The 24862-nt window shown below is 42.2% G+C and carries 22 protein-coding genes; 13 read left to right on the top strand and 9 right to left on the bottom strand.

All coding sequences use genetic code 11. The features are described 5' to 3' along the window. Positions 1 to 177: 177 nt before the first annotated feature. Positions 178 to 2829, bottom strand: coding sequence for an LPS-assembly protein LptD (locus KGY70_05120; GenBank protein MBS3774543.1), 2652 nt, complete (start codon positions 2827 to 2829; stop codon positions 178 to 180). 116 nt (positions 2830 to 2945) lie between these two features. Between KGY70_05120 and KGY70_05115 the strand changes: the two genes are divergently transcribed. The 7 genes from KGY70_05115 (at position 2946) to KGY70_05085 (ending at position 9857) form a co-directional block, all read left to right on the top strand. Beyond that, complete coding sequence (locus tag KGY70_05115) at positions 2946 to 4058, top strand: N-acetylmuramoyl-L-alanine amidase (GenBank protein ID MBS3774542.1); 1113 nt, start codon at positions 2946 to 2948, stop codon at positions 4056 to 4058. Positions 4059 to 4070: 12 nt separating this feature from the next. Beyond that, the gene (locus tag KGY70_05110) at positions 4071 to 5012 is read left to right on the top strand and encodes an MCE family protein (protein ID MBS3774541.1); all 942 of its coding nucleotides are present in this window, start codon (positions 4071 to 4073) and stop codon (positions 5010 to 5012) included. Between the two features lie 298 nt (positions 5013 to 5310). Next, positions 5311 to 6747 carry a chromosomal replication initiator protein DnaA gene (gene dnaA, locus KGY70_05105; protein MBS3774540.1) on the top strand — a complete coding sequence of 479 codons (1437 nt, stop codon included), beginning with the start codon at positions 5311 to 5313 and terminating at the stop codon, positions 6745 to 6747. Between the two features lie 115 nt (positions 6748 to 6862). Next, positions 6863 to 7747, top strand: a complete 885-nt coding sequence (locus KGY70_05100; GenBank protein ID MBS3774539.1) for a hypothetical protein — start codon at positions 6863 to 6865, stop codon at positions 7745 to 7747. Between the two features lie 14 nt (positions 7748 to 7761). After that, positions 7762 to 8373, top strand: coding sequence for a YigZ family protein (locus tag KGY70_05095; GenBank protein MBS3774538.1), 612 nt, complete (start codon positions 7762 to 7764; stop codon positions 8371 to 8373). A 90-nt stretch (positions 8374 to 8463) separates the two neighbouring features. Then, on the top strand, positions 8464 to 9372 hold the full coding sequence (gene pyrB / locus KGY70_05090) for an aspartate carbamoyltransferase (GenBank protein MBS3774537.1): 909 nt from the start codon (positions 8464 to 8466) through the stop codon (positions 9370 to 9372). Between the two features lie 17 nt (positions 9373 to 9389). After that, a complete protein-coding gene (locus tag KGY70_05085; GenBank protein MBS3774536.1) occupies positions 9390 to 9857 on the top strand; it encodes an aspartate carbamoyltransferase regulatory subunit in 468 nt (155 codons plus the stop codon). Positions 9858 to 9867: 10 nt separating this feature from the next. On the opposite strand, the gene KGY70_05080 is transcribed toward KGY70_05085, so the two are convergent. Beyond that, the gene (locus tag KGY70_05080) at positions 9868 to 10329 is read right to left on the bottom strand and encodes a DUF4293 domain-containing protein (protein MBS3774535.1); all 462 of its coding nucleotides are present in this window, start codon (positions 10327 to 10329) and stop codon (positions 9868 to 9870) included. Positions 10330 to 10498: 169 nt separating this feature from the next. Between KGY70_05080 and rocD the strand changes: the two genes are divergently transcribed. The 3 genes from rocD (at position 10499) to KGY70_05065 (ending at position 14344) form a co-directional block, all read left to right on the top strand. Then, positions 10499 to 11710 carry an ornithine--oxo-acid transaminase gene (gene rocD, locus KGY70_05075; GenBank protein MBS3774534.1) on the top strand — a complete coding sequence of 404 codons (1212 nt, stop codon included), beginning with the start codon at positions 10499 to 10501 and terminating at the stop codon, positions 11708 to 11710. A 122-nt stretch (positions 11711 to 11832) separates the two neighbouring features. Then, positions 11833 to 13839 (top strand): M13 family metallopeptidase, encoded by a 2007-nt coding sequence (locus KGY70_05070; protein ID MBS3774533.1) that lies wholly within the window; start codon positions 11833 to 11835, stop codon positions 13837 to 13839. Positions 13840 to 13969: 130 nt separating this feature from the next. Further along, complete coding sequence (locus tag KGY70_05065) at positions 13970 to 14344, top strand: RidA family protein (GenBank protein MBS3774532.1); 375 nt, start codon at positions 13970 to 13972, stop codon at positions 14342 to 14344. Positions 14345 to 14708: 364 nt separating this feature from the next. Here KGY70_05065 and folD read toward each other — a convergent pair whose 3' ends face one another. Both folD and ffh read right to left on the bottom strand, forming a co-directional pair. Further along, positions 14709 to 15590, bottom strand: a complete 882-nt coding sequence (gene folD, locus KGY70_05060; GenBank protein MBS3774531.1) for a bifunctional methylenetetrahydrofolate dehydrogenase/methenyltetrahydrofolate cyclohydrolase FolD — start codon at positions 15588 to 15590, stop codon at positions 14709 to 14711. 21 nt (positions 15591 to 15611) lie between these two features. Next, positions 15612 to 16958, bottom strand: a complete 1347-nt coding sequence (gene ffh, locus KGY70_05055) for a signal recognition particle protein (protein MBS3774530.1) — start codon at positions 16956 to 16958, stop codon at positions 15612 to 15614. Positions 16959 to 17785: 827 nt separating this feature from the next. On the opposite strand from ffh, the gene KGY70_05050 reads away from it, so the two are divergent. After that, positions 17786 to 18184: a hypothetical protein gene (locus tag KGY70_05050; protein ID MBS3774529.1), complete on the top strand. Its 399-nt coding sequence runs from the start codon at positions 17786 to 17788 to the stop codon at positions 18182 to 18184. A 205-nt stretch (positions 18185 to 18389) separates the two neighbouring features. Next, on the top strand, positions 18390 to 19211 hold the full coding sequence (gene larE / locus KGY70_05045) for an ATP-dependent sacrificial sulfur transferase LarE (protein MBS3774528.1): 822 nt from the start codon (positions 18390 to 18392) through the stop codon (positions 19209 to 19211). A gap of 23 nt (positions 19212 to 19234) precedes the next feature. On the opposite strand, the gene KGY70_05040 is transcribed toward larE, so the two are convergent. The 4 genes from KGY70_05040 to KGY70_05025 form a co-directional block, all read right to left on the bottom strand. Beyond that, entirely contained in the window at positions 19235 to 20836 is a 1602-nt protein-coding gene (locus KGY70_05040; protein MBS3774527.1) for a YfcC family protein, read from the bottom strand. A gap of 271 nt (positions 20837 to 21107) precedes the next feature. Next, positions 21108 to 21506 carry a hypothetical protein gene (locus tag KGY70_05035; GenBank protein ID MBS3774526.1) on the bottom strand — a complete coding sequence of 133 codons (399 nt, stop codon included), beginning with the start codon at positions 21504 to 21506 and terminating at the stop codon, positions 21108 to 21110. A 26-nt stretch (positions 21507 to 21532) separates the two neighbouring features. After that, the gene (locus KGY70_05030; GenBank protein ID MBS3774525.1) at positions 21533 to 22219 is read right to left on the bottom strand and encodes a hypothetical protein; all 687 of its coding nucleotides are present in this window, start codon (positions 22217 to 22219) and stop codon (positions 21533 to 21535) included. Positions 22220 to 22418: 199 nt separating this feature from the next. Beyond that, complete coding sequence (locus KGY70_05025; GenBank protein MBS3774524.1) at positions 22419 to 23180, bottom strand: MBL fold metallo-hydrolase; 762 nt, start codon at positions 23178 to 23180, stop codon at positions 22419 to 22421. Between the two features lie 532 nt (positions 23181 to 23712). On the opposite strand from KGY70_05025, the gene KGY70_05020 reads away from it, so the two are divergent. Continuing rightward, a complete protein-coding gene (locus tag KGY70_05020) occupies positions 23713 to 24420 on the top strand; it encodes an SAM-dependent methyltransferase (protein ID MBS3774523.1) in 708 nt (235 codons plus the stop codon). Here KGY70_05020 and KGY70_05015 read toward each other — a convergent pair. Then, the coding region (locus KGY70_05015; GenBank protein ID MBS3774522.1) for a WbqC family protein at positions 24408 to 24862 on the bottom strand (455 nt) is incomplete at its 5' end. The two genes, KGY70_05020 and KGY70_05015, sit on opposite strands and share 13 nt — an antisense overlap.

Here is a 24862-nt window from a genome sequence, read left to right as displayed (position 1 = left end):
AATTCATCTTCTTTTCTTACCTGCAGTATGTCTTCTACCAACTTGCGAAGGCTTTTATAACATCCGTGTACATCCCCTATTGCATACCTCATATTTACTTCTTATTTATTAGTTAACAGTTCGTAGCTGCTTATGTTTTACATAATTCCCAATGACGACTATTACGAATGGTAAAGCCTAGAAATTATCGTAAAAGGTACGATCCTTTCTAAATTTTAAGGCATCCTGCAACATTGAAGAATTCACACTAATGGAAAAGTTATACATTCTGCGATAACCAACGGGTACCCACGTAAATGACATCGAGAAACAATGCAGATCCCGGTTTATGCTCACCTGGCTTGAGCCTATTTTACCTTCCCGGATATCATAATTGGTACTAAAGCTAAAGTCCCATTTCGGAGTTAGGCTAAAGTTGCCATTGATGCCAATGGTCTGTCTTATTTTGGGTTCAAATTCCTGCTTATTGACATTAAAATTCTGGGAATAGTTCAACGAATAATCAAGATTTAAACTCCACGGAAACTGGAAATAATCATAAGAAGAAGATGGTTGCTGAGGCTCTTGCCGGGAAGTTTGCTCAGATTCGCGAGGTTGTTGCTGGCGCATTTCTTCTTCCCTCTGTTGTGGAGAAGCCTGACCCTGGGAAGATCCGCTTCCCCCGTCTTGACCCTCACCTCCACTCAGACTGGTACTCATAGAAACGCGAAAATTGGTTAAACGGGCAAGTTTACCACTTTCCTTGAATTCTGCCTTGTCGATCGTATTTCCTGTGTTGTCTACTGCATAAGGATCAAACGTACCGGAAAGATTAAGATTAAGATTGTTATCAAAAAGATTGGTTCTCCCGTTAAACCGAACAGTAGACCAATTCAGGGAATCGGCAAAAATATTGTAACTGGTATTGAAACTAAGATTGTCCAGCAGCTTAACCTTTTTCAGTTCCTCCGTCGTGTCTGCTTCCGATCTGACCTTCATCTCCAGGTTATTGCTTAATCCCAGACTGATGTTACCACTTCTTCTGGGTGAAGAGGGCGGACTATAGAGCTGCCCGTCAAAATAAGAATACTCCCGTACATTCCCCCTTTCATCCGTGTAATTATCATAATAAGGGGCCGTCATATTCCCTAGACTCGGCCGAAAACTTATGCTTGCAGAAGGAGTCATTACATGCCTGATGGCCTGAACTTTGCTTTCCGGATCCTTAAACTGGAACATACCATAAACCTTCGGACTTGTACTGAAGCTTATAGAAGGTTCAGCAGAATGAGCATACTTGAATTCATGTATCGTATCCTTTACCAATTGTCCATAAGTAGAGTCAAGCGCAGGGTCATACCGCTCCTGAAAGTCTCTCTCCACATATCTGGGATACAGTACCCCTTTATAACTAAGATTGGGGGTGAGGTTAAAATGGTTAAGCACCTTAAAGTTCAGGCTGACAGGTATCCGGTGCTGAAAACCACTTTCAAAATCTTCATAAGTAGTTTCTTTGAACAATAAAGATTCCTTTGTAGTCAGTCTGTTCTCAAGATCCGCGCTATAGCCAACCTGGAGGTTTTCATACCAGTCTATTCTTCCGTTGTTATCAATACCACGAAGCGGATATTGCCTGCTCATATTGAGTGACATACTGGGTAAAGTAAAGCTTACCTCCCTATTTCGGGTATTCTGGTTCAGTCTTAAATTTCCGTTAAAATCAAAAGGGCTGTTCGGCCAATTGTAGCGATAACTGATGCTTGAGGTCTTGTTATTGGAAGCGCGTTGCTGAACGGTTTGACCGTGGCGTCTATCATATCCCGAGGTACTGTAATTCACATTGGCATTAAAACTGCCATAGGGGTTGGCTTTGGCGGCCTGGCTGTGGCTCCATGAAACTCTGAATGACTTGTTGCTTCTGTATTCGGGTGTTCCTTCATCACCAAATACTTCCCTCTGATAATTGGCGTTTAACCGGCTCGTATATTTGTAGCGTTCGGTTAAGCGATACTGTAATTGAAGGCCATAACTTCCCAGAGAGTATATCTCGCCTGTCAGGGTGAGATCCATATGATCGTTAATACCCAAATAAAAGTCTGACTGGAGAGAAAAACCTTTCCGGCTTTCTTCATTAACACTGATATTTTGAAATCCTGAAGTTTGCTTCTGCTGTATGGGAAAAAAACCAAAAGGAATACCTAAAGGCAGCGGAATATCCTCCATTACCAGGTAGGAGGGACCTGCGATGATACGTTCATTCGGAATGATTTTGCCTTTGGTCAGAGCAATATAAAAATGAGGATGATTCTTATCACAGGTGGTATATCTGCCGTTTTTGAAATGAAAATGATTGTTGGCATGTTTTTTTGCCGTAGATCCATGGAGAATTCCTTCCTGTTCCTGGGTCTCAACCCCTTTAATATATCCCTTCCTGGATTTAAAATTATAACGGATGATCCTGGCATCATAGGTCTCTCCCCCTTCCTTGAAAATAGGTTTACCTACCAATTGGCCGGTAGAATCCTCTACACCTCTGGCAAAAACAAGATTGCTGTCCTGGCTGTATTCAATATAATCAGCGGTCAATTCGATATTTCCATATACCACCTTCGCGTCACCATACAAATATACTTTGTTGTCCCTTCTTGACATAACAATAGAATCGGCGGCCTGATAATCTATATTGGTTTCAATGAAACCCGTGTTGTCCTCTTCCGTATCAGATACTGTATCATTCTGTGTTACGGTAGTATCCTGATCTATAAAATAAGCAACAGAACTCCCGGCACTGTAGTCATTGGAGGAGGCAATTTTGCCACAAAAAATAAATGTCAACAGAACAGCAAACAAAAAAGTTTTTAAATTATTATTTGCTAATTTTAATTGCAATTTGGTTTGTGCTATTTTTGCATAATAACAATTATAAGATAACCGTCAAAGCTAATGAAAATATTATATTCAATATTATGTTGAAATTGAAAATTCGTGCCAAAATCTATAACTCACTCATATCTCTGACTATAATATTATTGGGATTTCCTCTTGCGCTTAATGCACAAGAGGAGGAGAAATACCATCTGAATACTGTGGTTATTGATGCAGGCCATGGTGGTAAAGACCCCGGTGCACCCGGAAATCACAAAAATGAGAAAGACCTGGTGCTTTCTATAGCCTTAAAATTGGGCAAACACATTGAGGAAAATTTTTCAGACGTCAATGTTATCTACACCCGTAAAAAAGACACATTGATCCCGCTTTTCAAAAGAGCAGAAATAGCCAATAAAAACAAGGCTGACTTGTTCATATCCATCCACAACAATGCCAATGAGAATTCCAGGATAAGGGGTACAGAAACTTATGTAATGGGCTTACACAAAAGCCAGAGCAATCTTGAAGTAGCCAAGCAGGAGAATTCAGCCATTCTTTATGAGGAGAACTATTCCAGGACCTACCAGGGATTTGATCCAAATTCAGCAGAATCTTATATCATCTTTTCACTGATGCAGAATGCCTATCTTGAGCAAAGTCTGAATTTTGCGTCCTATATCCAGGAAAAATTCGACCGGAATACGGGCTTAAAAAACCGGGGGGTAAAGCAGGCAGGTTTTTTGGTTCTTTATGAAACCGCAATGCCCCGGGTACTTGTGGAGGCAGGTTTTCTCAGCAATCCCAGTGAAGAAAAATATCTGAATTCAGAAGAAGGCCAGGAAAAAATAGCCTCATCTATCTACGAGGCTTTCAGGGATTATAAGCAAAATATTGAAAGCAAAAGCGTAATGCTGTCCAATAAAAAAGATACCCTTTCCACCCGGGACAGCATTGTCTTTAAAGTTCAGGTGGCCGCCTCCAGTGATCCGATACCCGAAGATTCTGATTACTTCAAAGACTATAATCAGGTGGAAGAACACAAAATATCCGAACAGTATAAATATACCATTGGAAGCACCACGAACTTCAAACAAATACAACAGTTAAAACAAAAGATCAAAAATGATTTTCCGGGTGCCTTCATTGTGGCTTTTGAAAACAATGATCCCATATCAATTGATAAAGCCCTCAGTATAATAAACAATCCTTAATACAATCTATCCATGTCAAAAGAACTAAAAATCGGACTTATAGCAACGTTTTTGATTGCACTGCTGATTTGGGGTTTCAACTTCCTGAAAGGCAAAAACATTTTTGCAGACAAAAATCAATTCTATGCTGTTTACAACGAAATTGGCGGTCTGGAAGAAGCCAGCCCTGTATATCTTAGTGGTTACGAAGTAGGTATGGTAGAGAACATCAAACTGACGGGCACCAATATGAAAGACTTGCTCGTAAGATTTACAATAAGGAAAGATCTGAAAATCCCAAAAAACTCCCGCTGTATAATATATAACACGGATCTGATGGGGACCAAAGCCATAAAGCTAAATTTTACCGAAGCCGAAGAATATTATGAACCGGGCGACACATTACCCTCTGGCCTGGAACCCAATATAACCGAGCAGATATATACGGAAATACAACCCTTAAAAATTAAAACGCGAAACCTTCTCGCTTCAATTGATTCCATCACCCGTTTGTTTGACGGAGATACCAAGGAAAACATCCAGCGTTCCATTGCCAATTTGCACTATACCACTACAAACCTGAAAAATACCTCTGAAAGCCTGGATCAACTCATATCGCAGAACAATAAGAAAATTAAAAAGACCATTGACAATGCGGAATCAATAACTACCAACCTGAAAAACAACAATGAAGCTATATCAAACGCTCTCGGAAACATTTCATCAGTCACCGATTCCCTAAGAAATGCCAACCTGGTCACCACCCTCGGTCACCTCGAAAACACCCTTTCATCCACAGATAGCATACTTAAAGGGATACAAAAAGGAGAAGGCTCTCTGGGACGTTTAACAAAAGACGATTCGCTTTACATTCATCTCGATCAGACCACCCACAATTTGAACAGCCTGGTAAAAGATATTCAGGAAAATCCGGGTAAGTATATCCAAATATCTGTTTTTGGTAAAAACAAATGAACAATTATTATTTTTATTTAGATTTTGACTAAATAAAAAGGCAATTCTATTCTAAAACTTTAATTGAACGAAACATGTTTTTAACTGACAAATGATTAATTGTATAAAGGGTTAATTGATTGACATTCAGTATTTAATTTAATTTTAATTTTTTATTAAAAAATATTTGACTGATAAGAAATACCATACAATTATATGTGAAAATACAAGAGCATATGGATTTTTTTTCAAAGAATATTTTTTCCAAATTTGTTAGAGCAACAAATCATATTGGAAATCTTTAAATATCTAGTAATTAATGAACGATAGTCAACACATTGAAGTATGGAACCGCTGTCTTCAGATTATCAAGGATAATGTTCCTGCTATCAGTTACAGGACCTGGTTCGAGCCCATAGTTCCCTTAAAGCTGGAAAATAAGGTATTAACCATCCAGGTGCCTAGTCCGTTCTTCTACGAATACCTCGAGGAGCAGTATATTGATATTCTGCGTAAAACATTAAGAAAAGAACTGGGGAATAATGCCAAACTGGAATACAGTGTGGTTATGGAGAATCATTCGGCCGCTTCCAAGAAAAAACCTTATACCATTAAGTATCCCACCAATAACAAAAGCCAATTGCAAAACAAGCCCGTATCGATGCCCTTAAAATCCGAGGAGAGCTCAATCAAAAATCCCTTTGTCATCCCCGGCATCAAAAAACTGCATGTCGATCCAAGGCTCAACCCCGACAATTCATTTTCCAATTTCATTGAAGGGGAATGTAACAGACTGGCCCGCTCTGCCGGAGAAGCGGTGGCGGATAAACCAGGGGGTACGGCTTTCGATCCTTTATTTATTTACGGAGAAAGTGGCCTGGGGAAGACCCATCTTTCTCAGGCCATTGGCATCCAGGTGAAAGAGAAATTCCCGGAAAAAACGGTACTATATGTGAATTCCCACAAATTTCAAACACAGTTTGTGGAATCCATCCGAAACAACAACAAAAACGATTTCCTGCATTTCTATCAAATGATTGACGTTCTGGTGATAGACGACATTCATGAACTGGCCGGAAAAGAGAAGACCCAGGAAGTATTCTTTCACATATTTAATCATTTACACCAAACAGGTAAACAACTCATCATCACTTCTGACAAACCTCCCATTGAGATACAGGGCATTGAACAGCGTTTGCTTTCACGATTCAAGTGGGGACTATCTGCTGATCTGCAGGCACCCGATTTCGAAACCAGGATTAAGATATTGAAACACAAAATATACAATGACGGAATTGACATCAATCCAGACATCGTAGAATACATTGCCACCAATATTACGGTAAACATCCGGGAACTGGAAGGTGCCCTGATCTCCCTGCTGGCACAGTCCACATTGAACAAGAAGGAAATCAACATTGACCTGGCCCGGCAGGTAATCGATAAACTGGTGAAAAATACCAAGAAGGAAATCTCCGTAGATTACATCCAGAAAATCGTTTGTGATTATTTTGAAATCAGCCCTGATCAACTTCATTCCAAAACAAGGAAAAGAGAAATCGTTCAGGCACGGCAGATCGCCATGTATTTTTCAAAATCAATGACCAAATCTTCCCTTGCTTCCATCGGTTCGCAAATAGGCGGAAAAGACCATGCAACTGTTTTGCATGCATGCAAAACAGTTAACAATCTGCTTGATACAGACAAAAAGTTCAGGGAGACAGTAAAGACAATTGAGAAAAAACTAAAAATATAAAGCATGAAAAAGCTGATTCAAGGATTGAAAAACAGGTTCTTTTTTTGCGGGAGCCTGTTTTTTTTATAAGAAAAGTTAGTTTTGCACCGGTTTCACTTTATATAATGAATGAAAGATGATTTATCTGTTATTAAGCATCTTATCCTCCACCTCCCTTTTCGTAATCTTTAAAGTAGCAAAAAAATACGGAATTAAGAATTTCGACATCATCATCATCAATTATATTGTAGCATCCGTACTGGGTTTTTCCATCAGCAATTACAGCAACGAAATTTTCCCTCTGTATGCAAACCCCTGGTTTCCCTATGCCGTTATTATCGGGATCTTATTCGTCATTGGTTTTGTTCTGATCGGTTTATCCTCCCAGAAAGCAGGCATTGCTATTACCACAGTGGCAAGCAAAATGTCTGTGGTCATTCCCATCACCTTCTCCCTCGTTTATGATCCCTATGATCAGATCAGCTTACTGAAAATCACCGGTATCCTTCTTGCTCTGCTTGCAGTTTTCCTTAGCGTTTACAGAAAAAAAAACATTGATGTCAATCCGGAATATTTGTATTTGCCCCTAATACTGTTTATGGGAATGGGAATAATCGATTCCATTATCAAACTGGCCCAGTTCAAGCATATTGATAATGGAGTTTCCACACTTTTTTCAGCGGTATTGTTTACCATTGCTGCCATAACGGGAATTATCACCAACATCATCCGGAGAAGTCCGTTTAGAAGGCTTCTTCGATCTGGCACACTGCTTTGGGGCACTTTACTCGGGCTTGGAAATTACGGATCTATCTGGTTTTTAATTTTGGCACTCAATTCAAAAACGGAAGAAAACCTACCCCTTGATGGATCAGCAGTATTTGGCATCAACAACATAGGGATAGTGGGGCTTTCCGTGATGCTTGGGCTGGTTGTTTTCAGGGAAAAACTAACCTGGATCAACTGGATGGGTGTTATTTTCTCATTTATAGCCATATATATTCTGTCTTATACGCTGTAATTTAAAAATATACTATGAAAACGGATGAATTCTTCACCATTGCACAACCATCAGAAGGGAGTTACAAAGAAAAAGGAAGCAAATTCCTGTCTTTTGCTTTTCCTGTAGAATCTGAACAGGAAGCAAAAGACCGGATTAAGAAGCTAAGAAATAAATACCATGATGCCCGGCACCATTGCTATGCTTACCTGCTGGGGCAGAAAGCGGATACATATCGCATGAACGACGACGGAGAGCCCTCTTCTACAGCAGGAAAACCCATCTTTGGTCAGATCAGATCTCATAACCTTACCAATGTATTGATTGTGGTAACCCGATATTTCGGTGGTACCCTTCTCGGTACCAGCGGTCTTATTAGAGCTTACAAATCGGCAGCAGACGACGCCCTTAAAAATGCTGAAATCATAAAACAGACAATCCGGTCGTTTTATCAGGTCAGTTTTGATTATTCGCTGATGAGCAGTGTTGAGAAAATACTCCATGATATGAATCTAAGGCCATGGGATAAAACCTTTGAAGCAGCATGCATCTATAAAATAGGCATAAGAAAAAGCAGGGAACAAAAGTTGCTGGAACAACTAAACCAAATCAACGGATTGCATTTCAGTAAAATAGAAGCTCCCTGATTATTTTAATAAATTGTTATTAAAATAATGGACAAATATTCGATTTATTGAATTGTAGAAATTAATTTTGAAGAAAAATAAACATTGCTGATGAAGAACAAAAGCCTGATATCCATTAACGATTATTCCAAAGATCAAATTATCAGAACCCTGGACCTTGCTGAGGATTTTGAGGAAAATCCCAACCAAAAACTACTGGAAGGTAAGGTAATCGCAACATTGTTTTTCGAGCCTTCCACGAGGACAAGACTGAGCTTTGAAAGCGCCATCAGCCGTCTTGGAGGCCAGGTTATCGGTTTTGCCAGCAAGGACAGCTCCAGTGTCCAGAAGGGAGAGTCTTTGAAAGACACCATCAAAACGGTAAGCAACTACTGTGATCTGATCGTTATGCGGCACCCCCTGGAAGGAAGTGCGCGTTACGCCAGCGAAGTAGCCTCCGTACCGGTAATCAATGCAGGTGACGGAGCCAACCAGCATCCCACACAAACCATGCTGGATCTTTATTCCATCAGGAAAACCCAGAATACCCTCGAAAATCTCAACCTTTTTCTGGTCGGAGACCTCAAATACGGCAGGACCGTTCATTCCCTGCTTATGGCCATGACGCATTTTAATACCACCTTTAACTTCGTTTCTCCCGAAGAGCTTCGCATACCGGAAGAATACAAAATATTTCTACAGGAGCAGAAACTCAAATACAAAGAACACGTCGACTTTTCCAGTATCATTTCCGAGGCAGACATCATCTACATGACCCGCATACAAAGGGAACGGTTCTCAGATCTCATGGAATATGAAAAAACCAAAAATTCCTATATGCTTAGAAAAGATATGCTGGAAGGGACCAAAGATAACCTTAAGGTATTACATCCTTTGCCACGCATCAATGAAATAAATGAGGATGTGGATGAAAGCAAACAATCCTATTACTTTACACAGGCGCTCAACGGAGTGTTCACAAGAATGGCCATTATAAGCTCAATTTTAGGTTTGAAATAATCGAAAAAACAATAAACATGACAGATAATAAACCGAAACTTCAGGTAAGTGCAATAAAAAACGGAACCGTTATCGATCACATTCCGGCCAGACATCTCTTCAAGGTCATTTCCATTTTAAACCTGGATCACATCAATACACAAATTACTTTCGGAACCAACCTGGAGAGTAAAAAACTTGGCCATAAAGCCATCATCAAGCTGTCGGAGGTATATTTCAAGGATGAGGACATCAACAAGATCGCCCTCATTGCCCCTCATGCCAAACTCAACATCATCAAGGATTTTAAGGTAACTACCAAGCGCCAGGTGGAAGTGCCGGAACAGATTAAAGCCATTGCCAAATGCGGCAATCCAAACTGTATAACAAACAATGACAATGTCAATACGGTTTTTTATGTGTTGCCCAAGGACAAAGAAAAAGTGGCCTTAAAATGCCACTATTGCGAAAAGATCACCGACCCGGAAGATATGGAAGTATTTTAGCTTTCCGGTCTTACCTGATACGATCAATTGACCTGATCAGGGCTTCATCTTTGCCTATAGCCCGTATAGCCAGGTATGTAAAAATTGCAGCCACAAAAGGAAAAGCATCAAACAATTTATAGGTTACAAATTCGGAGTCGAGCGTTTCGGAAAATTCACGAACATAAAAATATACCAGTCCGGCATACCCCAGCATAAGGATTATATTGAAAAAGTTGATCCGCATCTGAATAATACGGCGCTTGTAAAGAAAGACAGAAACAAAGGTAATTACTACAATCACCGCCAAAAGAATAATGGGGGGTATCGTTTGAATGTAAACAGCTTCATGACCCGCGTAATAAAGTCCGTCAAACCTGAAAACATATAATTGTCCTTCCCTGGAAAGGATTTCAGCCAAAGGAAAGAAAAATAGCAGCAACATCAGCACAAATGCAATGAACAGATATAATGTTTGAATTCTTTGTATCATAACTCCTTTTTCCACAAAGATACAATTTTGATTCGTTTCTTCCATATATGTTGTACAATAGGTACAACTAAAATTAACCGGTCAGGTTTTGATAAACAAAAAAGTTTTGATTAAGATTGTGATGCAAAAAATAATTTTAACCATTTAAATATTAAGGGCTATGACAAAAATGACCACGCAGGATTATATGAAGAGGGAGGAACAATACGGAGCGCATAACTACCATCCGTTGCCGGTAGTTCTGGATAAGGGCAAAGGTGTACACGTTTGGGATACAGAAGGCAATAAATACTATGATTTTCTCTCCTCTTATTCAGCAATCAATCAAGGGCATTGTCATCCCGAGATCGTCAAGGCTATGAATAATCAGGCCAAAAAGCTTGCTTTAACCTCCAGAGCCTTTTATAACAGCGTTCTAGGAGAGTATGAAGAATACATAACCAGTTATTTCGGTTATGATAAAGTGCTGCCAATGAATACAGGCGTGGAAGCAGACGAAACCGCCGTTAAACTTTGCAGAAAATGGGCCTATAAACAAAAGGGTATAACGGAAGACCAGGCAAAGATCATCGTATGCGAAAACAATTTCCACGGAAGGACTATTACCATTGTATCCATGTCGAGTGACCCGGACGCCCGGCGGGATTACGGTCCCTACACCCCGGGGTTCATAACCATCCCCTATAATGATACCGACGCCCTTGAAAATGAATTGAAGGACCCGAATGTTGCAGGATTTATGCTCGAACCCATTCAGGGGGAAGCAGGAGTTATTGCGCCGGACGACGGGTACCTTAAGAAGGCATATGATCTGTGTAAAAAACACAATGTGCTTTTCATAGCCGATGAAGTTCAGACGGGCATCGGACGGGCCGGTAAGTTGCTGGCATGTGATCATGAAGATGTTAAACCGGACATACTCATCCTGGGCAAAGCCATCTCGGGAGGGATGTATCCCGTATCGGCAGTGCTGGCTGATAATCCTGTGATGCTAACCATACAGCCCGGCGAACATGGTTCCACATTCGGAGGAAATCCCGTTGCTGCAAAAGTGGCCATGGCTGCCCTTGAAGTGGTTAAAAACGAAAAACTCGCAGAAAATGCTGAAAAGCTAGGCAAAATCTTCCGAAAAGCATTTAAAAACATTCAATCGAATATGATTACCGAAATAAGAGGAAAAGGACTACTGAATGCTGTGGTTATTAAGCCAAAGAACGGTAAAACAGCATGGGATATTTGTGTGGCCATGAAGGATCATGGTGTACTAGCCAAACCCACACACGGGGATATCATACGTTTCGCCCCTCCCCTTGTCATTACTGAAAAACAGCTTAACGATGCCATGAAAAGAATCAGGGAGACATTCAGTGAATTTGAATGAGATCCCTAAAACCATTAAACATTCATCTGAAAATGGCGTCAAAACAATTCAAATGATGTTTAAATAAATAACAAATAACCATGAAAAAACATTTTTTTAACCTAACCCCAATTCTTTTTATTATGAGTATTTCCCTGTTTTTGGGTTCCTGTCAGGGACCCGGAGCCCAAGAAGAAAAGAATCTGAAAGTTGAATACATCAACGATTCCATCGACCCGGGCGACAATTTCTACCGGTTTGCCAATGACGGCTGGATGGAGGAGCATCCATTGCCCGAAGACGAAAGCCGTTTTGGTTCTTTCGACCTTTTAAGAAAAAACACCAAACAAAAGGTAAAAAATATACTGGAAGAATGTGCAGAGGGCGATTACCAATCCGGGAGCATTGAGCAGAAAATCGGCGATCTGTATAGTCTGGGCATGGATACGAATACAATTGATCGCCAGGGACTCCAGCCCATTGAAGAGGATCTGAAATCCATTGAGGCGATACAGTCAAAAGAGGAACTTATCAATCAGATCACTTATTTCCACAAGTACGGGATAGGATCTTTATTCAGTCTGAGTTCAGGTGCCGATGCCAGAAACAGCAAAATGAACATTGCCCAGCTTTCACAGGGGGGCCTTGGCATGTCAGACCGCGACTATTATCTGAAAGAGGATGAAAGAACCAGGGATATCCGTAAGGCCTACCGGAATTTCATCCCCAAAATATTCAAACTGGCAGGAGCTTCCGGAGATGAAGCCGGCGCCGGTACCGAAACCGTCATGGAAATAGAAACGCAGCTTGCCAGAGCCTCCATGTCACGACTAAAACGGAGGGATCCGCACAAGACCTATAATAAGATGAAGCTGGAGGAACTGAAAAAGCTTTGCCCTAATTTCAACTGGGAAAACTATTTCAAAGGCCTGGAAATAGAGGTACCCGACAGTATGAACGTTCGTCAGCCCGAATTTTTCAAGGAAATGAACACCATGCTCGGGAATGTTTCCCTGGATAAATGGAAAACCTATCTGCGCTGGAACCTGTTGAACAGCACGGCAGCTTATCTCACGCCGGAATTTGTAAACGCCAATTTCGAATTCTACGGAAAAACCATGCAGGGCCAGGAAGAAATGAAACCCCGATGGAGAAGGGTGCTGGATGTAACCAACAATACCCTCAGTCATCCGATAGGGAAAAAATTCGTAGAAGAACACTTTCCGCCACAAGCCAAAGACCGAATGCTTACTCTGGTGAACAACCTGCAGGAAACATTTGCTCAGCGAATCAAGGGCCTTGAATGGATGAGTGAAGAAACCAAAGACAAAGCCCTGGAGAAACTTTCCGTAATGAATATCAAGATCGGGTATCCCGATGAATGGAGGGACTTTTCAGATCTTACAATAGATGCCCCTTCCTATGTGGAAAATGTACTGGCGGGCAGGAGATTCAATAAGCAATATCAACTCAACAAAATAGGAGAACCGGTAGATGAAAATAAATGGTTCATGCCTCCTCAAACCGTCAATGCATACTATTCACCCTCTATGAATGAAATATGTTTTCCGGCCGGAATCCTGCAGCCTCCGTTCTTCTACCTGGAAGGCGATGCAGCAGTGAATTACGGTGCCATCGGAGGGGTTATCGGCCATGAAATGACACACGGCTTCGACGATCAGGGGAAAAAATACGATAAAGAAGGCAACCTCAACAACTGGTGGTCCCAAGAAGACGAAGAACGTTTCGAAGAGCGAAGCCAGATTCTGGTCAGACAATATGACCAAAAGACCGTACTGGACACCGTGCATGCCGATGGCGAACTTACGCTTGGCGAAAACATTGCCGATCTGGGAGGAGTGAGCATATCTTATGCAGCTTTAAAAAATGCCACCGAAGACAAAGAGCTCCCTGAAAGAATCGACGGCTATACGCCCAATCAGCGTTTTTTCCTTGCATGGGCGAGAGTATGGGCGCAGAATATACGCGATGAAGAAATACTCAGGCGGACTCAGGAAGATGTTCACAGCCTGGGAATACACCGTGTTAACGGACCATTACCCAATGTCGATGCCTTTTATGAAGCGTTTGACATAAGTCAGGACGATAAACTGTATATACCGGAAGATAAAAGAGCCAGGATATGGTAATTTCTATGACAAGCGTTTAGCGGCTTTTACAGCCAATGGCCAATACATCATGCCGCTGACAAACAAGTGGCTAAAAAGCCGTTAAGCGCCCTTAAAACCGGACTCAATTGATCATCAAAAAAACATACTTATGAAGAAAATCATTGATACAGACAAGGCTCCTGCTGCTATAGGCCCTTACAGCCAGGCAGTGGAAATTCACGACACGCTGTACATTTCAGGACAGTTGCCGCTGCAACCTCATAATATGGAAATGCCTGAAACCATCGAAGAACAGACCGAACAAGTAATGAAAAACATAGGTGCCATACTCAGCGATTCAGGCTATGACTATTCCAACGTGGTAAAATCCACGATCTATCTGGATGATATCAACAATTTTCAAACGGTAAACGAGATCTATGGCAGCTATTATCCTCATGACCCTCCGGCACGATCTGCATTTCAGGTAGCCAACCTGCCTAAGGGAGCCAAAGTGGAGATTGAGACGATCGCTGCTAAATAAACTCAATTGGCAATTGGCAAAAAATAAGCTGGCAAAACCAAAATCATTGGCTGGCAAAAGGAATGTTTTTTGGCTTGAGGAGTTTGACAGTTTGAAGGTTTGAATGCCTGTCCGCCGACAGGCGGGTTTGACAGGAGTTTAAAGAAGAAGTAAGCATCGGACAGCAGCAAGCAACATGCAATAACATATCTTGTATATACCAAATTTACAAACTTTGCTTATATCACATCATGTTCTTGTTTGAAGTCACTGCATGCGGGTTTCATACGAATAAAACAGATGCGGAGCTCATAGAAGAAAAAGGCAGGCTGAACGGAATTTCAGCCTGCCTTACATATTACCAACAAACCTTTTATTTTACTTCTTAACCGTAAATCCTGCCCTGGGAAGCAGCTATGGTGTTTCTGAGCAGCGAGACGATGGTCATGGGTCCTACTCCACCGGGAACAGGAGTGATATAGCTCGCCTTCTCCTTCACCTCCTCAAATTTGACATCTCCTTTAAGCTTCCAGCCCGATTTGGTTTTATCTGATTTGATGCGGTGAATTCCCACATCAATCACCACGGCTCCTTCTTTAACCATATCGGCGGTGACAAACTCCATCTTACCCATAGCCACAATCAGTATATCGGCTTTGGCCAGCACCTGATTCAGATTTTTTGTCCGGCTGTGGCATATAGTGACCGTACAATTTCCAGGGGTGGCCTTTTGCAACATAAGATTGGCCACCGGCTTTCCTACGATGTTGCTCCTGCCCAGCACCACACAATCCTTGCCTTCGGTTTCAATGTCATATCTTTTCAGCATCTCGAGTATGCCTGCGGGAGTGGCAGGAAGATAAGAAGGCAAGCCAAGCACCATCCGTCCCATGTTGACCGGATGGAAGCCGTCCACATCTTTCTTTGGATCAACGGCTTCGATAACCTTCTGGTCGTCGATATGTTCGGGGAGCGGCAATTGAACAATAAACCCGTCTACTTCGGGATCATTGTTCAGCTCATCCACTTTCTTCAGCAGCTCCTCCTGCGAGATAGATTCTTCAAGACGGATCACTTCCGACTCAATGCCTACCTTATTACAGGCTTTCTCCTTATTGTTGACATAGGTTTCACTTGCAGGGTCATTACCAACAAGTACAGCAACCAGGTGCGGCGTTTTTCCCCCGCCTTGCTTAATTTCCTCTACTTCCCGGGCAATCTCTTCCTTAAGGGTAGCAGACAATTTTTTTCCATCAATTAGTTCCATATATCTTGGTATTGAAATTTGTTACATCTTGCCTTTCATGGCCTGCATATTGTTCATCATATTCTTCATGCCGCCGCCCTGGCCATCCTTCATCTTTTTCATCATTTTGCGGGTTTCCGAGAACTGCTTGATCAGACGGTTCACTTCCTGCACGTTGGTGCCGCTACCATCGGCAATTCGTTTTCTCCGGCTTCCGTTAAGAATTTTGGGATCTTTTCTCTCTTCAGGGGTCATGGAACGTATAATGGCCTCAATACCCCTGAAAGCATCATCGTCCATGTCCATATCTCTGATGGCCTTACCCATACCAGGTATCATAGAAGCAAGATCCTTGAAGTTACCCATTTTTCTGATCTGATGGATCTGAGAGAGGAAGTCGTCAAAGTCAAACTCATTCTTTGCGATCTTTTTGCTCAGCTTCCGGGCTTCCTGATCGTCGTATTGTTCCTGGGCTTTCTCAACCAGAGAAACAATGTCCCCCATGCCCAGAATCCGGTCGGCCATACGATCGGGATGAAACACATCGATGTTCTCCATCTTCTCACCGGTACCCACGAACTTGATGGGTTTGTCCACCACTGCCCTTATGGACAGTGCTGCACCTCCGCGGGTATCCCCGTCGAGCTTGGTAAGAATGACTCCTTCGTAATCAAGCCTTTCGTTGAACTCTTTGGCTGTATTGACAGCATCCTGACCGGTCATGGAATCCACAACGAAAAGCGTCTCGTGGGGTTCCACCGCCTTTTTAATACTGGCCACCTCATTCATCATGTGCTCATCAATGGCCAGCCGTCCGGCCGTGTCGATAATCACCAGGCTGTTGCCATCTTTTTTGGCCTGTTTGATCGCCCCTTTGGCTATTTTGACGGGATCCTTGTTTTCATCCTCCGTATATACAGGTACCTTTATCTGTTCACCCACAACCTTAAGCTGGTCTATGGCGGCGGGCCTGTATACGTCACCTGCCACCAACATGGGTTTTTTGCCATGCTTATCCCTGAAAAAACGGGCCAGCTTACCGGCCATGGTAGTTTTACCGGAGCCTTGCAGTCCTGCAAGAAGAATTACCGTGGGATTTCCCTCCAGGTTGACTTCTGCAGCAGTGCCCCCCATCAACCTGGCCAGCTCATCATTCACGATCTTCACCATAAGCTCGCCAGGTTTTACCGACTCCACTACTTTCTGACCAAGTGCCTGCTCCTTAACTGTATTGGTAAAATCTTTGGCAATTTTATAGTTTACGTCAGCATCAAGCAGGGCCCGTCGCACATCTTTAAGCGTTTCTGCAATATTCACCTCTGAGATCCTGCCCTGCCCCTTGAGCATTTTAAACGACTGTTCCAGCCGGTCTGTCAGACTATCAAACATATTTTAAACTTTTCTTTTTGTACTGTAAAAATGGTTTACAAACTTAATAAAAATTAACGACATGGAAAAGGTGAAATTGCCTGGCGGTTATGTGTGACAAGTTTGGATGCGGAATTGTTTGACAGGAGTTTGACGGGAGTTTGATTGTTTGATAGTTTGACAGGAGTTTGAAAGATTAGTTGGCAGTGGGCAAAAAGCAGTTGGCAAAATTTGCCAGAATCTTCTGATGGCCACAGCTCGAGGCAACAATTTGACAATGTAACCATGTAACAATTTAATCAACTTCGCGCAGACGTTCTGTTCTTAGCCTTAGCCTCATTTTAACAAGTTGGTAGTGGGTAAAAACAGTTGGCAAACCAAATGCCTCAGTTGGCAGAAGAATGCAGGAATCATTGGATTATTAGAGAGGGTTTGAGGAAGAAGTTGGCAATGGGCAAAGGGGCAAACCCGATAATCTGAAGCCTTTAGAACATTTAGAAATTCTTTCTGAAAATGTTTATCTTGGTCGGGTAATTGACCCAATAAATTCCTATTGCCATGAAAAACTTTTATTTTCTGCCCTGTTAACCGATTTCCGGGAAGCTTCAGACCGTTGGATCGACAGGGTGATTGATCGGGAAAATTATACCTACGATAAAAGAAACTCTTTTGGGTGTAGCCTGATTATTGAATATGAACATCCATTATCCGAACGGTTCCTGATTGGTTTCAAATTATATAATCAGCCTTTTACCAACAATGATCTGGTTACAGGAGGATTTGTAAAGTTTGGGGTTATGCTTCTCTGATCTTATACATCTTTTTATTGAAAATCAAATAATAGTCCTATGAAAACGATGATACAAACCCATCTTGAACGATTCGGATATGATTATACCGATCATGGAGAGATGCTGACTGTTCGGCTTGGATTTTCCCTACATGTGGTAATAGACCTCTCCGAGCCTGATAAAATCCGGCTGATCGACCGCTTGAAAAGTTGGAATTGCCTGACCGGAATCATCGAAACCAGATTAAAAGGGGCCCTGGTTTACAATACCATTGGTTTATTTGCAATTGCACTGATATTTATCTTTCTTGCCGGATATGTTTCAGATCCGGCCATCCTCATCCTCGTCTTCATTGCCCTTGTGGGATATATTCTCTTATGGACCCTGTTTTATCTGATAAAAGCAGAAACCTTCAAGCAACAGGTAAGAACCTGGATGAAGGAACAGAGGAAATAGTAAGAGACTAACCGAATCCATTACAAATGGATCTTTGATAGCCAACCAATTGGTTATTTTTACAATTTATAAAGATTGCATTAATCATTTGGCGTCATGAATTTGTTATATCTATAAATGGTATAGATCTAAAAGAAAGAATTTGCTTTAAAAATAACACTGTCAAACCATTCCGTGAGATTGATAACCCAAAAAAACACAACCTATGGATAAACTTGAAAAGCTATCAGCCATTCTCAGCAGATATAATTCAGCCGTGATTGCCTTTTCCGGTGGTGTGGACAGCACCTTTCTGGCTAAAGTCGCAAGCGAGGTATTGCAGGAAAACCTCCTGCTGGTAACCGCAACTTCTTTTGCCTTCCCTTTTCACGAACTGGAAGAGGCCAAAAAACTGGCCAAACAGATGAACATCGCCCATAAGGTGATCACTTCGGAAGAGATGAACGTTCCCGGTTATTCCAATAATCCGCCCGATCGATGCTATTACTGCAAGAGCGAGGTGTTTGAAAAAATCAAGTATGTTGCAGAGCAGGAAGGTTATGAGGCGGTATTCGACGGCACCAATGCCGGCGACACCGGCGATTATCGTCCGGGCATGAAGGCATTGAAAGAAAAAGAGATTGAAAGTCCGTTAAAGGAAGCGGGAATGACCAAAGAGGATATTCGTTACCATTCCAGGCAGTATGGTTTGCCTACGGCCGACAAACCTGCGGAATCCTGTCTTGCTTCCAGGTTCCCCTATGGCGAAAAAATCGATGCCGGCAAACTGGACCGTGTCAGCCGTGCCGAACTACGAATCAAATTTCTTGGATTCACGCAGTTCCGCGTTCGCAGCCACGATAACCTGGCACGGCTGGAATTCATACCCAAAGAAATGGACCAGGCCTGGGAGAAACGCTCGGAGATCAACAACATATGCAAAGAAGCCGGATACACCTATGTAACGATCGATACGAAGGGATACCGTTCGGGTGCCATGAATGAAACACTCAACCAGAAAACATCCGTGGAAAGTAAAAAGGATTAATCCTTTACAGACCATAAAGCGGATCAGAACCCGGCAATATCCATAAGGACGGTTGGTATAAGCAGCAAGATTCCAACGGTTACAAGTATCCCCAGAAAAGGAATAAACCAGCGGAACCATTTGTCGTAGGGTATTTTGGCCATCCCGAGCACGCCCATGAGCACCCCGGAGGTAGGTGTGATCATGTTGGTAAAACCATCGCCGAACTGGAACACCAGCACGGCCGTCTGCCGGGAAATCCCGATCAGATCGGAGAATGGTGCCATGATGGGCATGGTCAGAGCGGCTTGTCCCGAACCCGAGGGCATCATAATGTTCAGGAGGGTTTGAAACACATACATGACCCCCACGGAACCTACTTTTCCCACATCTTTCATGCCCTCAGCCATATAATGCAACAGTGTGTCGATGATGTTGCCTTCTTCCAGCAGAAAGACAATGCCACCGGCCAGCCCAACAACAATGGCAGCACCCATAATGTCCCTGACTCCTTTCAGGAACAGTTCTGCAATGTTGTTGCCGGGTTCGTTACAGGCAATACCGGACAAAATGCCCATGGCCAGAAAAATGGTGGCGATCTTCATGATATACCAGTCGTAGCCCATCACGCCAACAATCACAAAGATGATGGTATACACCAGCAGGTTCAGGATGAAAAAGTGTACCGACTTCCTCAGGCTCACCAGGGATGTGAAAGCATACAAACCGGTTAATACAGGAATAACAGGGAGACTGAATGCGTTCCGGCCCACCTCCAGGGTAGTCATGGAATATTTTAGCGAAAAGATTACCAACGCACCCAGGATGATCAAATAAACAATCCAGGCAGACAATGGTCTATGATACTCAATCTTTTCGTCCCCATTTTCATTGCTTTTTCTCCATTGTTCATCCTCCTCATACACGGGAGAACGGGTGGGATCTTTCCTGAGGCGCTTCATATATCTTAAAACAAAGGCAATTCCCACTACATTCAATACCATCCAACAGAAAAAGCGGTATTCGATACCGGAAAACAAGGGTATATCAGCCAAGCCCTGGGCTATACCCACCGTAAACGGATTCAGTATGGCTCCGGCAAAACCCAGGCCGGCAGCAACAAAGCACATGGAGACTCCCACAATAGAATCATACCCCATTGAAATGGACAGAGGCACAAAGATGATCACAAAGGCAATGGTCTCCTCACTCATCCCGAAAACTGCCCCGAAAAGGCTAAACATAAGCATAATCAGCACAACAACAATGTTGTCCACACCAAGGAGCTTTATGAACCGGCTGGATTCCAGACGCCGGGTAAACCGAAGGAAGGAAAAAATCCCTACATCGATGGCCCGGCTCTTGTTCATGATCCAAAACGCTCCGCCAACCATCAGAATGAATGCAATGATGTTGCTTTTGGATATGAATCCGTGATAGAATGCAGAAAATATCTGCCAGGTCTGTGGATCGCTCTTTGTATATTCAAACGATCCGTTTTTTACCACCTCCCTTTCTACACCGCTATCCACAATAATTTCCCGTTCGTATTCCCCGCCGGGTATAAACCAGGTCAGCACAGCACCGATTACGATAATAAAGAAAATGATCACAAATGTATGTGGAATCTTCCCTTTTTTAAGCATATCAAGCAATTTTGATTTTCAGGGAGGGTAAAATTAAGAGAATTTTGCCACCAGCCATGAAGGTGGAAAGGGTTTCTTACAACTGAAACAGGAAGCGGGCATAAAGAGAAATGAGTGTATTAAAAGGCCTTAGCCGAAAATTTTAGGCTATGAATAAAACCAGGCAAAGAAGCAGTCAACAGATGTAAGTATTGATTGAAAAGTTCAATCAAAGCAATGTTAGCAAAAAACAATTCTTTTAAATCATCAGGCAGGAGAATTGAACTTACGTTTATTTAGATAGGTGCCATCTTTGAACTTCCTTAGCCGAACCACTTGTGGTTGTAATGCTGAAAACAAAATTGCTTGTGGAATATTCCTCGATTTTGTACTCAGTAGTTGTCCCCCCTGCTGTAAGCATTAACTTTTCATCTGTATTTTCCCATTCAAAGTCACTGCCAATAAAATTCCCTCCCATATCGGATCCCGTGCCATCTTCTCTGAATTCAATTTTTCCCTGATCGGTACTTTCACTTTCTCCTGTCAGCTCACCATCTTCGTAGTCCAATTGCTCATACTTGTCAATATTCCAGGTTCCGACAATCCAATTTTCGATTTCATCTTCTTTATCACAACTTGAAAAAATAATTGTACCTGCAAGTAAAATTGTTGTTAAGACGAGTTTTCTCATAAATACATATCTTTATAATAATGAAATTACATTTCTATTTCCACTTCGCTGGTGCGGTCTATTGCATCCTTAATAATATCGTAAATGTTGGGGTTCTGATCGGGGCTGACAACGATGACACCTTCTTCGTTCTTTGTGGCTTCAGGAAGTAATTCACCCGCATCCCCGGCAAACCAAGCGTTGGGGTCAAAAGTAATCCGGGCAATCACAGAAGTACTTTCCCCAATAGTAAATTCACCCTCCTGCTCCAATGAAAATGTTTGCCCCACTGGCAACAATAATCTAACAGGTATTTCTGTGTCGTTTTCATTGGTCCATGTGCCGCTCAAATCAATAGACGGCTGGTCATTCTGATCCCAAAGTTCAACTTCAATCTCAATTTCCGTATAATTCCCGGGAACAATTTCTACGTATGAGAGATCGGGATCGGTCTCTCCGGTAGCAAAATCAAGGGTGATGTAACTGTCTATCTCAAAATCCACCTCAACTGAATCGGTCTCCGATTCCGTTTGAAATTCTACATTTTCCAGAATAATATGACCACTTGTAAATTCAATACTGTTGGCCGCTGTACTTTTCAGGCTTGACTCCGAAGTTACTGTTTCAAATTCCAGTTGGAGGGTAGGTTTTTCTAAATCGTTGTCGTTTTCACATGATGTAAATACGACCATCGCCATGCCAAATAGAGCTAAAATCAATCGGTAAGTTTTCATAATTTTTATTGTTTTGAATGAATTGTTTCGTAATATAAAGTAGACGTAAAGAAGACCTTAAGGTTGCAATAATAAAAGATTTTTCTTTTAAATGATGGCATATAATCCTGATTTTGTCGACAAAGCAAATGAGCCTGTATAGAAATTATAAAAGATGTACTTGCCCGAAGGGTTAAAACAAACCTGTTATACAGAGGGCCTATACCTCAAAGGAAAGTCCATCATAAGCCAGGCTCACATATTCGGGCAATTCATCATTTACTTTTTCATGAAAGCCCATCTGATGGCTCATATGGATTAAATAAGCCTTGCGGGGACTGAACCCGCGAATCAGCTCCACAGATTCGGAAAGGCTGAAGTGTGAGATGTGCTTCTTCTTTCGGAGGGCATTCACAATGATGTATTTGCTGCCCACGATTTTCTCTTTCTCTTCCTCGGGAATATAATTGGCATCGGTAATATAGGTTAAATCCCCGATGCGGAAGCCAAATACGGGAAGTTTGTAGTGATATACCCGGATGGGCGTAAACTCCACTCCATTGATGGCAAATGGCTGATTGGCAATCTGATTAAGGTTGATATCGGGTACGCCCGGATATTTGTTTTCTTTAAAAGCATAAGGTATCATTTGTTTGAGGGCTTCCAGCACCCGCTCTTCACCATATATATCAATGGGTTTCTGCTTCAGATAATTGATTGGCCGTACATCGTCCAGGCCGGCTACATGATCGCGATGTTCATGGGTATAAATAATACCAGTAATATTGTGTACCGCTTCATTGAGCATCTGCTGCCGGAAATCCGGACCGGTATCCACTACATAAACTTTGTCCTTAACCTCTATCAGTATGGAAGTTCTCAGTCGTTTATCCCTGGGATCGTTCGACCGGCATACATCACAATCACAACCGATAACGGGAACACCTTGCGAGGTGCCTGTGCCTAAAAAAGTGATTTTCAATTTACTGATATTTTGAAATTAAGAAAACAAATATAATAAAACTATAACAGCAAATCCCATCTGAAAGTTTGATTATTTGAAGGTTTGATCAGGAGCTGAAAATTAGCCGGCAGGTTACTATATTGCAGAATCAGATTTAAGGGAATAAGATTTAGTAAAATTAGTTGGCAGTTGGTCCCGCATTCTGCGGGAGCAAACCCCGAAATATAGAGTTGGCAGGGAAATAAAATCGTCATTCGCTAGTCATTCATCGAGAAGGTGGCAAAACGTAATCTAGAGCTTGCAGAAGCATTTGGTAGTCATTGGTGGTCAATGTTGGTCATATAGTTGTAGCATTGAAAAAAATGGAATGCCTGGGATTCTTAAATGTCGTCTTTTATGCCTGATATGGTTCAATAAATTTTTCATGTCAACTGGTTGCAGGCTAAATATCATGTTTGAATCATCACCCCCTCGTAATAATTTTATGCATCTTTGAAACTTTATGCATCTTTGAAACCTGAAGGCTTTATTGGCTTAAAACACATATAATATGAAAGGGAAGCTATATCTGATACCCACGACGCTTGGTGATGACGGGGTTGATGCGGTGATACCCGCAGAAGTTAAAAACATCATCAGCAGGCTGGACATATTCATTGTAGAGAATATACGCTCGGCCAGGCGTTATATACGAAAGGTCGATGCAGAAAAATCCATCGATGGGCTTACCTTTTTTGTGCTCAACAAACATACCGATAAAGGGCAATTCCCAGAATTTTTGGCTCCATTAAAGAAGGGCAGGGATGTCGGTTTGATAACCGAGGCCGGTGTTCCGGGCATTGCCGACCCCGGGGAGGACATTGTCCGCATGGCTCATAAGCAGGAAATAAGGGTAGTACCCCTGGTGGGTCCTTCTTCCGTCACCCTGGCTCTTATGGGTTCAGGACTTAACGGACAACATTTTGCATTCAACGGCTACCTCCCCATTCAATCGAACGAAAGGATAAAAAAGCTAAAAATGCTTGAAAAAAGGTCACAACAGGAAAATCACACACAGATATTCATGGAAACTCCGTACCGGAACAACCAACTGCTGAAAGATATCCTGGAACATTGCCGGGACCGCACACTCCTCTGCATTGCTTCAAACATCACCCTTGAAAACGAAAAGATACAAACCAAAACCATCAAAGAATGGAGGAAGGCCGTTCCTGATCTGAACAAGCAGCCCGCCATCTTTCTTCTTCATTCATCATGACGATTGAAACGGGATATGCTCTGCTTAAGAATATTTTCTGCATTCGGCCCTTCATTAAAGAGCAGATCAATGATGCTCAGGTTGGGAATAAAAGCGTACCGTTCCTGAAACACCTGGTAATAAAAAGCAGGGCGGAAAGCAGGATCCTGCTTTTTCATCCTTTTTTTCGGATGGATGGCATCCCGGTAATCATCCGTATCTGGCGGAGTGGTTTTATGAAATCTCGTAGTCAATTTTACAGGGGTATCGATCTCAAGGTGATCAAGCACCATATCCTGAAGCTTCATATTGAAATCGATCAGAAACTCATATTTTCGGTTATAAAACGGCAGGAAATCGTCCATAAAAAATTCAAAGAAGGGCGAAGCGCTATAGGCAGATTCTATGGAGGTCCAGTGATTTTTCTGCCATTCCAGTGTATTATCGATACGTATATCACGGG

Source organism: Bacteroidales bacterium (assembly GCA_018334875.1).
Taxonomy (GTDB): domain Bacteria; phylum Bacteroidota; class Bacteroidia; order Bacteroidales; family UBA12077; genus JAGXLC01.
This window is presented reverse-complemented; position numbering and strand designations above follow the sequence as displayed.